The organism is Glycomyces dulcitolivorans (genome assembly GCF_003265355.1).
Taxonomy (GTDB): Bacteria; Actinomycetota; Actinomycetes; order Mycobacteriales; family Micromonosporaceae; genus Glycomyces; species Glycomyces dulcitolivorans.
The window spans coordinates 1-13,421 of sequence record NZ_QFRW01000317.1; the positions used below are offsets into that span (position 1 = coordinate 1).

Sequence of the window (13,421 nt, forward strand, 5' to 3'; positions counted from 1 at the left end):
CTCGACGTGGAGGGCCGCGACCGCTTCGCGGCGCACGGCCAGGCGCACCGCGGCGGCGTCGGCGAGGCCGTGCCGGTCGAGGTCGGCGAGCGCGGGGCCGCGCCACAGGGCGAGGGCGCGTTCGGCGAGGTCCCGGACGGCACTCGGCGAGTCCTCTCTGGAGGCCGATTCGGCTTGGGCCGCAATCCGTTCGAATTCCTCGACGTCGGTTTCGACGCGGGTGAGGCGGTAGCCGCCGGGGCCGTGGACGACGCGGTCGCCGAGGACGCGGCGCAGGCGCGAGAGCTGGGTGTGGAGGGCGCCGGGGGCGTTCGCGGGCTCGGCGCCGGGCCAGAGCGCGTCGATGAGGGCGTCGGCGGTGACGTGCTTTCCGGGTTCGAGGGCGAGTCGGGCCAGCAGGGCGCGCTGGCGGCCGGCCGGGACGGGGATCTCCTCGCCGTCCTCGCCGGTGATCCGCAGGGGTCCCAGCAGCTCGACTCGCATGGGTCCCATCTTGCCGCGTGGAGGTGCAAGGCGGGGAACCGGTCCGGGAGGGAGCCCTCCGGGACTCCTGAATGGAATCTGCTACTTGCATGGACAGGTTGTCACGGCATATCAGTGCTTTTCTGTCAAGTTCCCGACTGATCGAACAAACCGCCTGACGGCGCACGTACTGTCGTTCACAAACTCCGACAAACATGAGGTGCGGTGTCCGCCATGGCGATCCGAGTCGAATACCCACATGGTTCACACCCCCGCACGTCTGCCTCTCCCGTCCCGGAAGGAGCGCCCCCCATGAGTGCTGGCCCAGCGGGCGCGCACGTCGCCGGTTACTGCGCCGAGTTCAGGCTCCAGACCAGGGACCACGGGACCCAGATCCTCCTGGCGTACGACCCGGACGGGGTGGCGGCGGCGGTGGCGACGATCGTGGCCGCGGACCTGGTGCAGGTGGCGACGGCGCTGGTGCGCGACCGGCCCGGCTACGAGCCCGGCGGGCGGCCCGACCACGGGCTGAAGATCATCGCCGACCGCGAGACCGAGGTCGGGGCCCTGTCGTACTACGGGCCCGGCGGCGAGGACTACGGGCCGGGCGCGTGGGTGTCCTACTCCGACCAGGGCTGGGCGCCGCAGATCCGGCTCTACCGCGACATGGACACCGCGAGCGTGTTCCCGCCGAACGCGCACATCGCGCTCAGCTCGCTGGCGCGGGCGGTGGAGGACTTCCGCGCGACCGGCGGCCTGCGTCCGGCGATGGTGGCGTGGCGGCCGAGCACGGTGTGGTGAGAGCCCGGACTGCGGGAACGAATTCCGGCGTTAGCCGGTCGGCTAGGTAGGCTTCGGCCATGAACACCAGTGACGCCGTGATCGTGCGATTCACGCAGGTCGGGGATGTCCCCGCGATCTGCTCGATCCTCAACCACCACATCGCCGAGTCCGTCGCGAGCTTCCGCACCGAGCCCTACGGGGTCGAGGAGTGGTCGAAGCAGCTCGCGGCCCATTCGGACCGGTACCCGTACCTCGTCGCGGAAGTCGGCGGCGCGGTGGCGGGCTTCGCGTACGCGGGCCCGTGGAACCCCAAGCAGGCCTACGCGTGGACCACCGAGTCGACCGTGTACCTCTCCCCCGACCACCAGGGCCGCGGCATCGGCTCGCTCCTGTACGAGGAGCTGTTCAAGCGCTTGGAGCAGCAGGGCTTCCGCAGCGTCATGGCGCAGATCTCGCAGCCCAACCCCGGCAGCGAGGCGCTGCACGCGCGGTTCGGCTTCAAGCTGCTCGGCAGCATCCGCGACGCGGGCCACAAGCTCGGCTCCTGGCACGGCGTCGGCATCTGGCAGAAGGAGTTCGGCCTCCTCGCCGATCCGCCCGTCCCGCCGACCCCCGTCGAGCGCTAGTCCCGCGGGTTCCAATGAACCTCTGATGGTTCTCACCGGGATCGTGAAGGGCCCGTCCGTAGTGTTCGGGCCAAGGGGAAATCGAATCCTCCTGAGGGTGACAGCGCCGCAAGGCGCAGATCCTACTGATGGGTGTGGGGTTGCGAATCGGGCCCGGAGCGAAAGCTCCGGGCCCGGTTCCGTTTTTCTGCGGCTTTTTAGCGGACGCCGTAGAGGTGCTCCAGGGCGAGCTGGTCGAGCGCCTCGAAGGCCATGCCCTTGGCGGCGAGGCCCTCGACGTCGATGTCGACGTCCTTGAGGTCGGCCCAGGTCTCGCCCTCGCCGAGGGTGGGGACGGCGAGCTGGTCGACGCGGGCGGCCTTGAGGGCCTCCTGGACCTCGGGGTCGGCGCGGAAGGCGGCGACCTTCTCCTTGAGGATCTTGTAGTTGCGCATGCAGGCGGCGGCGGAGACCCACACGCCGTTGTCGTCCTCGGTGCGCGGGGGCTTGAAGTCGAAGTGGATGGGGCCGTTGTACTGGCCCTTGGAGATGCCCTCTTCGACGGCGTCGACGACCCAGAAGGCGCCGCCGACGTTCCCGGCGCCGAAGCGCAGGTCCTGGTCGTAGCGCGGACCGGTCTGGCCGTTGAGGTCGATGTGGTAGAGCTTGCCGTGCCACAGCGCCTGGCGGATGCCGGCGGCGTAGTCGAGGCCGGCCATCTCCTCGTGCCCGATCTCGGGGTTGATGCCGGTGAGCTCGGGGCGCTCCAGTTCGTTGATGAACGCGAGGGCGTGGCCGAGGGTCGGCAGGAGGATGTTGCCGCGGGGCTCGTTCGGCTTGGGCTCGATGGCGAACCGGATGTCGTAGCCCTGCTCGACGACGTAGTCGCCGAGGGTGTCGAAGGCTTCCTTCATGCGGGCCATGGCGGACTGGACGTCCTTGGAGCCGCCGGACTCGGCGCCTTCGCGCCCGCCCCACGCGACGTAGATCTCGGCGCCGAGCTCGGCGGCGAGGTCGATGTTGCGCATGACCTTCGAGATGGCGAAGCGGCGCACGTCGCGGTCGTTGTGGGTGAAGCCGCCGTCCTTGAAGATCGGGTGGCCGAACAGGTTCGTGGTCGCGGTGGTGACCTTGAGCCCGGTCTCGTCGAGGGCCTTGCGGAACGCGGCGATCTTCGAGTCGCGGTCGGCTTCGGAGTCGTCGAAGGCGAACACGTCGTTGTCGTGGAAGTTGACGCCGTAGGCGCCGATCTCGGCGAGCTTGTGCACGGCGCGGTCGGCGGTCATGTCCTCGCGGGTGGCCGAGCCGAAGACGTCCTGAGCAGCCCAGCCGACCGTCCAGATGCCGAAGGAGAACTTGTCCTCGGGCACCGGTGCGTACTTGTCGGTCATCTTCTGTCCTTTGCTTTATCGGTGTGACGCCCAGGACGAGGTCTCGTCCCGGAGCGTCGCGTACTGCTCGGACACCAGGGCGGCAGTGCCGGTGAGCCGCTCGGTGTCCCCGTTCTTCCACTGTGGCGGTGCGTCGGTTCCGGCCAGGGCCCAGGCCGCCTGCTTGGCGGCGCCGAGGGCCACGTACTCGGCCGACGGGGGGACTTCCACGTCGACGCCGAACACGGTGGGGGCGATTCGGCGGACGGCTTCGGAGGCGGCGGCGCCGCCGATGAGGAGGACCCGCTTCGCTTCCAGCCCTTGGGCGGCCATGGCGGCGAGGCCGTCGGCCTGGGCCGAGAGCATGCCTTCGACGGCGGCGCGGGCGAGGTCGGCGCGGGTGGCGCCGGTGGTGAGGCCGGCGAGGACCCCGGTCGCGTTCGGGCGGGCGGGGGTGCGTTCGCCGTCGAGGTAGGGCAGGAGGGTGAGGCCCCCGGCTCCGGGCGCGGCGGCGAGTGCGAGCGCGTCGAACTCGGCGTGGTCCACACCGAGGAGCGTACGGAAGGTGTCGAGGACGCGGGCGGCGTTGAGCGTGCAGACCAGCGGCAGGTACCGGCCGGTGGCGTCGGCGAACCCCGCGACCAGCCCGGAGGGGTCGTTCGCGGGGACGTCGGAGACGCCGAAGACGGTGCCGGAGGTGCCGAGGGAGACGGCGACGTCGCCGGGGCCGAGGCCCAGGCCGAGGGCGGCGCCGGCGTTGTCGCCGGTGCCGGGTGCGACCGCCGCGCCCCACGGGGTGCGGCCGACGACCTCGTTCGGGGCGGCCACGCGCGGGAGCGCGAGGTCGCGGCCGAAGGCCTGGACGAGGCGCTCGGGGACGTAGGCGCCGGTGTGCGGGGACCAGTAGCCGGTGCCGGAGGCGTCGGAACGGTCCGTGGTCGCCTCGGCGGCGGTCGCGCCGCGCAGCTTCATGGTGAGCCAGTCGTGCGGGAGCATCACCGAAACGGTTTTCGCCGCGTTCTCGGGCTCGTGCTCGGCGAGCCAGGCGAGCTTGGTCGCGGTGAACGACGCGGCGAGCACGAGGCCGGTGTCGGCGGCCCAGGCTTCGGGGCCGCCGTGGTCGGCGGTGAGGCGCTCGGCCTGCGGGGCCGAGCGGGTGTCGTTCCACAACAGTGCCGGGCGGACGACCTGGTCGTCGGCGTCGAGGGCGACCATGCCGTGCTGCTGCCCGGCGACGGCGACGGCCTCGGCGCGCTCCAGGAGGCCCTTGCCGGCCTCCTGGAGGGCCTCCCACCACGCTTCGGGCGGGCACTCGGTGCCGTCCGGGTGGGAGGCGCGACCGGAGTCGACGATCTCGCCGGTCTCGGCTTGGACCAGCAACACTTTCGTCGACTGCGTCGAAGAGTCGACTCCGGCCACGAGGGTCATCTACTTACGCTCCAGCTCCACATTCGCGGGCTTCCCCGCAACATCGATGACGCTCACATTAGCGATGTCGGCCGGGCCGGTCGAAACCAGGGTCACAGAAGTTTCAGAAACTTTTTCGATGGACACGGTGGTGTCGCCGTCGACGTCGCTGATCGTGGTGCCCTCCTTGGGAGTGCCCCAGACTTCGAGGGTGATGCCCTCGAACGGCTCGTCGCCGATGGTCGCCCCGGGCGCCACGCGCGGGATGAGGGCGCCGTAGCGCACGAACACCGGGAACGTCTCCAGGTCGTGCTTGGTGTCGATGAAGCGGCCGCCCTCGTGGACCTCCTTGGTCCAGAAGTCGATCCACCGGCCCTTCGGCAGGTAGACGCGGCGCTCGCCCGACGGGTCGTTCACGGGCGCGACGAGGAGGTCGGTGCCGAGGCGGAACTCCTGGTCGGCCGTCCACGAGACCGGGTCGGCCGGGTCGTCGACGTTGAGGGCGCGCAGGACCGGCTCGCCGGTGCGCGAGGCCTTGACGGCGGCGGTGTACAGGTACGGCGCCAGCGAGTACCGCAGCTTCAGGGACTCCACGGCGAGGCGCTCGGCCTCCTCGGAGAACTCCCACAGCTCGCGGGTGGTGGTGCCGTGGTAGCGCAGCAGCGGCGAGAGCGCGCCGAACTGGGCCCAGCGGATGTACAGGTCGTCGGTGGGCGTGCCGTTGAAGCCGCCGGTGTCGTGCGACCAGAACGGGACGCCCGACAGGCCGTGCGAGAGGCCGCCGCGGATGGTGCCGCCCAGGCCGGCCCAGGTGGTCTGGACGTCGCCGGACCACTGGGCGGAGTGGCGCTGCCCGCCGAGGAACGAGGAGCGGGCCCACACCAGCTCGTGCCCGTTGACCTCGCGGGTCACGTCCACGACCGCGTCGTTGTAGAGCAGGGTGTACACGTTGTGCAGCTCGGTGCCGGTCATCCCGTTGTGCGCCACCGCGTCCGAGGGCACGCCCTCGGCGAAGTCGGTCTTGTACAGGGCCGCGCCGGCCTGGAGGGGGCCGCGCAGCAGGTCCTTCCACCACTCGACCGCGTCGGGGTTGGTGAAGTCGACGATGCCGCTGGCCTGGTGCGAGCCGTGCCAGACGTCGGCCACGTAGGTCTCGCCCTTGGCGTTCTTGAGGAAGTAGCCGCGCTCGTCGCCCTCGGCGAAGACCGGCGACTTGTGGGAGATGTAGGAGTTCATCCACAGGCAGACCTTGAAGCCCTGCTCGGCCAGGTCGGCGAGCATCCGCTCGGGGTCGGGGAAGTTCTCGCGGTCCCACTGCATGTCCGACCAGTGCGGCTCGTGCTGCCAGAACGTGTCGAGGTGGAGCACGTCGCAGGGGATGCCCCGCTCGCGGATCTTCTTGGCCCGCTCCAGGACCCGCTCCTCGTTGTCGACGAAGAAGCCCGAGGAGATCCAGGTGCCGAAGGCCCACTTGGGCGGCAGCGACGGCCGCGAGGTGAGGCCGTCGAAGCGGTCGAGGACCTCGACGGGGGTGCCGCCGATGACGAAGTACTCCAGGGCGTCGTCGGGGACGATGATCTCGACGGCCGCGTGCGTCTGCTGGGCCATGTCGAACTCGACGGGGGCGCCCGAGTTGACGAGGACGCCGTAGCCGCGGTCGGAGACGTAGATCGGGACGTTCTTGTAGGCGCGGATCGACTCAGAGCCGAAGGCGTCGAAGTTCCACATCAGGGGGCGCTGGCCGCGGGCGTTCAGCGGGGCGAAGCGCTCGCCGAAGCCGGCGTAGGCCTCGTCGGGGGCGGCGGTGAAGGACTCGTGGAAGGCGACCGGCTCGCCGTCGACGAGGGAGCGCCCGAACGGGAGGGTGCGCAGGCGCCCGGAGATGTCCTCCTCGCCGGGGTTCTGGGCGACCAGGGTCTTCCCGGCGGCGTCGGTGTAGCGCAGGGTCCAGGAGTCGAGGGTCGCGACCGCGCGCACGGGGCCGGCGTCCACCGTGACGGTCCCGTCCTCGACGGTGACCTTCGCGCCGTCGTAGCTGCCGGCGTGGACCAGTTCGATGATCTTCTCGGCGGCCGGGCGGGCGGCCGGGTCGGCGGCCAGGCGGGTGCGGACCACGCCCTCGGCGACGGCCGCGACCGAGACGTACAGCTCCTCGCCCGCGCCGGTGGCGGCCTTGAGGAGGACCGAGTCGGGGCCGGTCTCGACGACCTCGGCACGCGTCACGGCCGACAGGCCCTGCTCGCCGTTGGCGCGCTGGGGCAGCTCCGGGGGGTCGGCGACGAAGAACTCGCGGGCGACCAGCGGCGGGCGGTAAGGCATTCGTTGCTCCTGCTCGTTCAGGGTGCGGACGGCGTGGGCCGGGCCGCGAACGGCACGGTACGCATTAGTTTATCGACTAGCCCAACAAATTGCGACCCGGGGAGGCGGCCCTTCCGGCCCGCCGCGGACCGCGCGAGTTTCGCACCCGGCGAGCCGGGTACGGCTACGATCGCCAATGAACCTGCCGGAACCGACTGCTGCTCTGCGAGGTGCACCGATATGTCGACCGTCCGCTCCAGCCTCTCCGACGAGAACCGCGACACCACCGCCAAGGCGCTCCAGGGCGCCCTCGTCGACCTCATCGACCTGTCACTGGTGGGCAAGCAGGCGCACTGGAACGTCTACGGCAAGAACTTCCGGTCCCTCCACCTCCAGCTCGACGAGATCGTCGTGTCGGCGCGCAACGCCGCCGACCTCGTGGCCGAGCGCGCGATAGCGATCGGCGTCAGCGCCGACGGGCGCGCCGGCACCGTCGCCGAGGACTCGTCGGTCCCCAAGATCCACGACGGCACCATCTCCGACACCGAGGTCGTCTCGCTCATGATCGACGCGTACGCCGCGGTCATCGCGAACATGCGCGAGCGCATCGAGACCACCGAGTCGGCCGACCCCGTCTCCCAGGACCTCCTCATCGGCATCACCGCCGAACTGGAGAAGCAGAGCTGGATGTTCCAGGCCGAACTCGGCTGACACCGACGCAGCCGGGGCCCGAGTGCGGATCGCGCTCGGGCCCCGGCCTTTCTCTGCGAAGGGAATGAGGTCTAGATCGGCGTGCAGGTCACCGTCGGCACCGAGGCCGTGGAACCGTCCGCCTTCGTGATGTTGAACCCGAACGTGGTCGTCTGCCCGGCCGCGACCGTGCCGTTGTAACCGACGTTCGTGCCCGTGACCGCGGCCCCGGTGAGCGTCCCCTGGATGCTCCAGGCGTTCGAGATCCGCTCCGAGCCCGGCCAGGTCCACGTCACCCGCCAGCCGGTGAGGTTCTGGTTGGCCCGCACCGTCCCCGCATAGGTCGCCCCGGTGTTCCAGGGGCTCTGGACCGACAGCGTCGCCGTGCAGCCGGAGCCGGTGGGCGGCGGGGAGGTGGTGATCGGGGTGGTCGTCGGGTTGGTGACGGTGCCGCCCCAGGCGTTCAGGACCGAGGTGTACGCGGACTTCTTCGAGAAGTCGTCGTTGAACAGCAGCGGCGCGCCCTGCCCGGGGAAGACGCCGGGGACCCAGGAGTCGCCGTCGCGCAGGCCCCACACCGTGATGCCCGAGCAGTCGGCGAGGTTCTTGCAGATGTTCGCCACCCGCTGGTAGTCGCTGGCCTGCTGCGCGAGCTTGGTCGCGTCGGCCGGCAGGGTCATGCGGATGTCGAGCTCGGTGATGCGGACCTTGAGCCCGAGGTTGACGAAGCGCTGGAGGTTCGCCTCCATGTCCGAGGGGACCTGGCCGAGGATCAGGTGCGACTGGAAGCCCACGCCGTCGAGGAGGCCCTGGTTGACCAGGCCCTGCGCGATCGAGTAGACCCGGTCGGACTTGGCGTTGTCGCCCTCGATCGAGTAGTCGTTGATGTAGAGGTCGGCGCTCGGGTCGGCCGCGCGGGCGGTCTGGAACGCGGTGGTGATGTACCCCTCGCCGAGTCCGTTGAGCCAGAACGAGGACCGCAGCGCGCCGCCGGAGTCGCTGACGACCTCGTTGACGACGTCCCAGGAGTCGACGCGGCCTTCGTAGCGGTTCGCCACGGTGTTGATGTGGTCGACCATCGCGTTCTGCAGCGCCGTGCCGGAGAGGCCCTGCACCCACGACGGGGTCTGGCTGTGCCACACGAAGGTGTGCCCGTGGACGGACTGGCCGTTGTCCTCGGCGAAGTCCACGATCGCGTCGGCCTGGGTGAACGTGTAGTTCCCGTCGCTGGGCTCGGTCGCGTCCCACTTCATCGCGTTCTCGGCGGTGAGGGAGTTGAACTCGGTGGCGACGGTGTTGCGGTACTGGGCGTTGTTCTGGAGCAGGTTGTAGCTGACGGCGACGCCGATGTCCTTGTTCAGCGCGTCGGCGGCGCCGCGCAGGGTGGTCTGGGCGCTGGCGAACTGGGTCGACAGCCCGATGCCGAGCGCGGCCGTCGCGACGGTCACGACCCCCGCGAGCAAGGCTCGGCGGCGGTTTCGGGTAAGCAGCACGGAAAAGCTCCTCAGTCTGGTGCCGCGCGTGAGGGAACGAGGCGGTGCCACATGGAAGCGGAGCGCTCCCAAAGATGCGGCCACGCTACCAAACGCATAGACGCACGTCAATAGCAAGGAAGGCCCGGGCGGGTGCCCGGGCCTTCCTGTGCGTCCTCTGTGCTACTTGGCGACGATCGAGACCATCTTGCCGGCCACCACGATGACCTTCTTGACGTCCTTGCCCGCCAGGTTCGCCGCGACCTTCTCCTCCGCCAGCGCGGCGGCCTTGACGGCGTCCTCGCCGGCGTCGGCGGCGACCTCGATGCGGCCACGGACCTTCCCGTTGATCTGGACCGGGTAGGTCACGGTGTCCTCGACCAGGTACCGCTCGTCGGCGACCGGGAAGTCCACGTAGGCGATGCCCTCGGTGTGGCCCAGGCGCTCCCACAGCTCCTCGGCGATGTGCGGGGCGATCGGGGCGACCATGGCGACCAGGGACTCGGCGGCCTCGCGCGGCACCGGGTGCAGGCCGGTCACGTGGTTGTTCAGCGTGATCAGCTTGGCGACGGCGGTGTTCATGCGCAGGTTCTCGTAGTCGTCGCGGACCCCCGCGACGGCCTTGTGGATCTCGCGCAGCGTCTCCTCGGAGGCGGGGACGTCGGCGACGACGACCTCGCCGGTCTCCTCGTCGACGATGTTGCGCCACAGGCGCTGCAGGAACCGCTGGGAGCCGACGATCGCGCGGGTCTCCCACGGCTTGGAGTCCGCCAGCGGGCCCATCGACATCTCGTACAGGCGGAAGGTGTCGGCGCCGTAGGACTCGCAGATCTCGTCCGGGGTGACGACGTTCTTCAGGGACTTGCCCATCTTGCCGTACTCGCGGTTCACCTTGGCGCCGTTGTGGACGTAGGTGCCGTCGGCCTGCTCCTCGACCTCCTCGGCGGGGACGTAGACGCCGCGCTCGTCGGTGTAGGCGTACGCCTGGATGTAGCCCTGGTTGAACAGGCGGCGGAACGGCTCGCGGCTGGAGACGTGGCCCAGGTCGAACAGGACCTTCTGCCAGAAGCGGGCGTACAGCAGGTGCAGGACGGCGTGCTCGACGCCGCCGATGTACAGGTCGACGCCGCCGACGTCCTCGGCGTCCTGCGGGCCCATCCAGTAGGACTCGTTCGCGGGGTCGGCGATGGTCGCGGCGGACTTCGGGTCGGTGTAGCGCAGCTCGTACCAGGAGGACCCGGCCCAGTTGGGCATGGTGTTGACCTCGCGGCGGTACTGCTTGGGGCCGTCGCCCAGGTCCAGCTCGACCTCGACCCAGTCCTTGGCGCGGCCCAGGGGCGGCTCGGGGGCGGAGTCGGCGTCCTCGGGGTCGAAGGTCTTGGGCGAGAAGTCGTCCAGGTGCGGCAGCTCGACCGGCAGGTGGTCCTCGGTCAGGGCCACGGGCAGGCCGGTCTCGTCGTAGACGATCGGGAAGGGCTCGCCCCAGTAGCGCTGGCGGCTGAACAGCCAGTCGCGCAGGCGGAAGGTCACGGCCTTCTCGCCGCGGCCGTGCTCGGCCAGCCAGTCGATGATGCGGTCCTTGGCCTCGGCGACGCGCAGGCCGTCCAGGAAGCCGGAGTTCACGGCGACGCCGTCGGCGGTGTAGGCCTTCGTCCGGTCCCACTCGTCGCCGATCCCGTCTTCACCAGCGGCGACGACCTGGACGATCGGGATGCCGAAGGCGGTCGCGAAGTCGAAGTCGCGCTCGTCGTGGGCGGGGACGGCCATGATCGCGCCGGTGCCGTACCCGGCCAGCACGTAGTCGGCGATGAACACGGGGATCGTCTCGCCGTTGACCGGGTTGGTCGCGTAGCCGCCGGTGAAGACGCCGGTCTTCTCCTTGGCGTCGGCCTGGCGCTCGACGTCGGTCTTGGCGGCGGCCTGGGCGCGGTAGGCGGCGACGGCCCCGGCGGGGGTGTCGGCGCCGCCGGTCCAGGCTGCGGGGACGTCCGCGGGCCAGGTCTCGGCGGTCAGGGCGTCGACCAGCGGGTGCTCAGGGGCCAGGACCATGTAGGTGGCGCCGAACAGGGTGTCGGGCCGGGTGGTGAAGACCCGGATGTCCCCCGCGTAGGTCGCGAAGTCGGCGAACGCACCGGTGGATTTGCCGATCCAGTTGCGCTGCATGGACTTCAGCGACTCGGTCCAGTCCAGGCCGTCCAGGTCGGACAGCAGCCGGTCGGCGTAGGCGGTGATGCGCATCATCCACTGCTTCAGGGTCCGCGTGTAGACCGGGAAGTTGCCGCGCTCGGAGCGTCCCTCGGAGGTGACCTCCTCGTTCGACAGGACCGTGCCCAGGCCGGGGCACCAGTTCACGGGGGCCTCGGTGACGTACGCCAGGCGGTGGTCGTCGATCGCGCGGCGGCGCTCGACGGCGCTCAGCTCCGACCAGGCGCGCCCGCCGGGGACGGTGCGCTCACCGGACTCGAACGCGGCGATCAGCTCGCTGATCGGGCGCGCCTTGTCGGCGTCCGTGTCGTACCACGAGTTGAAGATCTGCAGGAAGATCCACTGCGTCCACTTGAAGTAGTCCGGGTCGGTGGTGGCGAACTCGCGGCGGTTGTCGTAGCCCATGCCGACCATGCGCAGCTGGCGCCGGTACCGGTCGATGTTCTCGGCGGTGATCTCGGCGGGCTGGCGGCCCGTGGCGACCGCGTACTGCTCGGTGGGCAGGCCGAACGCGTCGAAGCCCAGCGGGTGCAGCACGTTGTACCCGGCCATGCGCAGGAACCGCGAGTACGCGTCGGTGGCGATGTAGCCCAGCGGGTGGCCGACGTGCAGGCCCGCGCCCGACGGGTACGGGAACATGTCCATCACGAACTTCTTCGGGGCGCCGGACCGCGGGTGGCCCGGCTCGGCCAGCTCGCCGGCCGGGTTGGGGGCGCGGAAGGTCCGCTCGGCCTCCCAGCGCTCCTGCCAGCGCGGTTCGATCTCGTTGGCCAGCTTGGCGTCGTAGCGGTGTGCGGGTTCGGTCATGGCTCGTCCTGGTGTCCTGAAGCGGCTCTGGGTTCGGTCGGCGTTCGCTGGGTACTGACCCTAGACAGCAAAAAACCCCAGACACGCTGGGGTGGCCGTGCTGGGATCTGTCCCGCACGGCTAGGTAAGGAGCTCGAATCGCCGAGGCATGAGCCCAGTGTAGCCGAGCCGTACACCGGCGGCACGTGACATATCGCCTGGGCGGGTCCGAGTAGGATGGCCAGAACGCGGCGGTTCCGGCGCACGCCGCACACCCACCTCACCGACTCCCCAGGAGGACCGTTGACCTTCGAGTCGTCCCCCGAGAAGCCCGACGGCACGATGCCGCTCCAGAGCACGGCGCAGGGGCAGGGTCCCGCGCCGCTCTCGCCGCAGGAGTTCAAGGCGACGGCCGAGGCCATCTTGACCAACGTCGAGTGGGTCATCGAGGGGAAGTCGCACACGATCAAGCTCGCGCTGGCGGTCATGCTCGCGGAGGGGCACCTGCTGCTGGAGGACGTCCCGGGCGTCGGCAAGACGCAGCTGGCGAAGGCCCTGGCGCGCTCCATCGACTGCTCGGTGCGGCGCATCCAGTTCACGCCGGACCTGCTGCCGTCGGACGTGACGGGCGTGAGCATCTTCGACCCCGAGAAGCGCGACTTCGTGTTCAAGCCGGGCGCGATCTTCGGGAACCTGATCCTGGGCGACGAGATCAACCGGGCGAGTCCGAAGACGCAGGCCGCGCTCCTGGAGTGCATGGAGGAGCGGCAGGTCACCGTCGACGGGAACACGTACAAGCTGCGGAGCCCGTTCATGGTCATCGCCACCCAGAACCCGGTGGAGATGGAGGGGACGTACCCGCTGCCGGAGGCGCAGCGCGACCGGTTCACCGCGCGCCTGGCGATCGGGTACCCCGACATCAACGCGGAGCTGGCGCTGCTGGACCGGCGCGAGGAGTACGACCCGCTCGCGGCACTGCGGCCGATCGCGGACGCGGAGATGATCGTGCGGATGATCGCGGCCGCGCGCGCGGTGCACCTGGCGCCGGAGCTGAAGCGGTACGTGGTGGACCTCGTCGGTGCGACGCGCACCAACGCGCAGGTCAGATTGGGAGCGAGCCCGCGGGCGACGCTCCAGCTGCTGCGGTGCACGCAGGTGCTGGCGGCGATGGACGGGCGCGACTTCGCGCTGCCCGACGACGTGCAGCAGCTGGCGGTCCCGGTGCTCGCGCACCGGCTGATCCCGACGACGGAGACCACGATGGGCGGGGGCGACACGAAGGCCATCGTCTCCGACATCCTCAGGCACGTCCCGGTGGTGTCGCACCCGGGGAGGTTCTAGGC

General features: G+C 70.3%; 10 protein-coding genes. 4 read left to right on the forward strand and 6 right to left on the reverse strand.

Going from position 1 to position 13,421, the window contains the following annotated elements; genetic code table 11:
• On the reverse strand, positions 1 to 483 hold a 483-nt coding region (locus DI269_RS23040; protein ID WP_198667665.1), incomplete at its 3' end, for an AfsR/SARP family transcriptional regulator.
• 291 nt (positions 484 to 774) lie between these two features.
• Here DI269_RS23040 and DI269_RS23045 point away from each other — a divergent pair.
• Positions 775 to 1,263, forward strand: coding sequence for an Imm1 family immunity protein (locus DI269_RS23045; RefSeq protein ID WP_157975173.1), 489 nt, complete (start codon positions 775 to 777; stop codon positions 1,261 to 1,263).
• Between the two features lie 59 nt (positions 1,264 to 1,322).
• The gene (locus DI269_RS23050) at positions 1,323 to 1,871 is read left to right on the forward strand and encodes a GNAT family N-acetyltransferase (RefSeq protein WP_112140337.1); all 549 of its coding nucleotides are present in this window, start codon (positions 1,323 to 1,325) and stop codon (positions 1,869 to 1,871) included.
• 197 nt (positions 1,872 to 2,068) lie between these two features.
• On the opposite strand, the gene xylA is transcribed toward DI269_RS23050, so the two are convergent.
• From xylA to DI269_RS23065, 3 genes are read right to left on the reverse strand one after another with little or no spacing between them, the layout of a single operon-like run.
• Positions 2,069 to 3,241, reverse strand: coding sequence for a xylose isomerase (xylA, locus tag DI269_RS23055; RefSeq protein ID WP_112140339.1), 1,173 nt, complete (start codon positions 3,239 to 3,241; stop codon positions 2,069 to 2,071).
• A 15-nt stretch (positions 3,242 to 3,256) separates the two neighbouring features.
• Complete coding sequence (gene xylB, locus DI269_RS23060; RefSeq protein WP_112140342.1) at positions 3,257 to 4,648, reverse strand: xylulokinase; 1,392 nt, start codon at positions 4,646 to 4,648, stop codon at positions 3,257 to 3,259.
• Complete coding sequence (locus tag DI269_RS23065; RefSeq protein ID WP_112140344.1) at positions 4,649 to 6,946, reverse strand: TIM-barrel domain-containing protein; 2,298 nt, start codon at positions 6,944 to 6,946, stop codon at positions 4,649 to 4,651.
• Between the two features lie 219 nt (positions 6,947 to 7,165).
• Between DI269_RS23065 and DI269_RS23070 the strand changes: the two genes are divergently transcribed.
• On the forward strand, positions 7,166 to 7,636 hold the full coding sequence (locus DI269_RS23070; RefSeq protein WP_112140346.1) for a Dps family protein: 471 nt from the start codon (positions 7,166 to 7,168) through the stop codon (positions 7,634 to 7,636).
• Between the two features lie 71 nt (positions 7,637 to 7,707).
• Here DI269_RS23070 and DI269_RS23075 read toward each other — a convergent pair whose 3' ends face one another.
• Together DI269_RS23075 and leuS are read right to left on the reverse strand one after the other, a co-directional pair.
• On the reverse strand, positions 7,708 to 9,108 hold the full coding sequence (locus tag DI269_RS23075; RefSeq protein ID WP_198667666.1) for an endo-1,4-beta-xylanase: 1,401 nt from the start codon (positions 9,106 to 9,108) through the stop codon (positions 7,708 to 7,710).
• A 162-nt stretch (positions 9,109 to 9,270) separates the two neighbouring features.
• Entirely contained in the window at positions 9,271 to 12,099 is a 2,829-nt protein-coding gene (gene leuS, locus DI269_RS23080; RefSeq protein ID WP_112140347.1) for a leucine--tRNA ligase, read from the reverse strand.
• Positions 12,100 to 12,420: 321 nt separating this feature from the next.
• On the opposite strand from leuS, the gene DI269_RS23085 reads away from it, so the two are divergent.
• Positions 12,421 to 13,419 carry an AAA family ATPase gene (locus DI269_RS23085; protein WP_112140386.1) on the forward strand — a complete coding sequence of 333 codons (999 nt, stop codon included), beginning with the start codon at positions 12,421 to 12,423 and terminating at the stop codon, positions 13,417 to 13,419.
• The last annotated feature ends 2 nt before the right edge of the window (positions 13,420 to 13,421 follow it).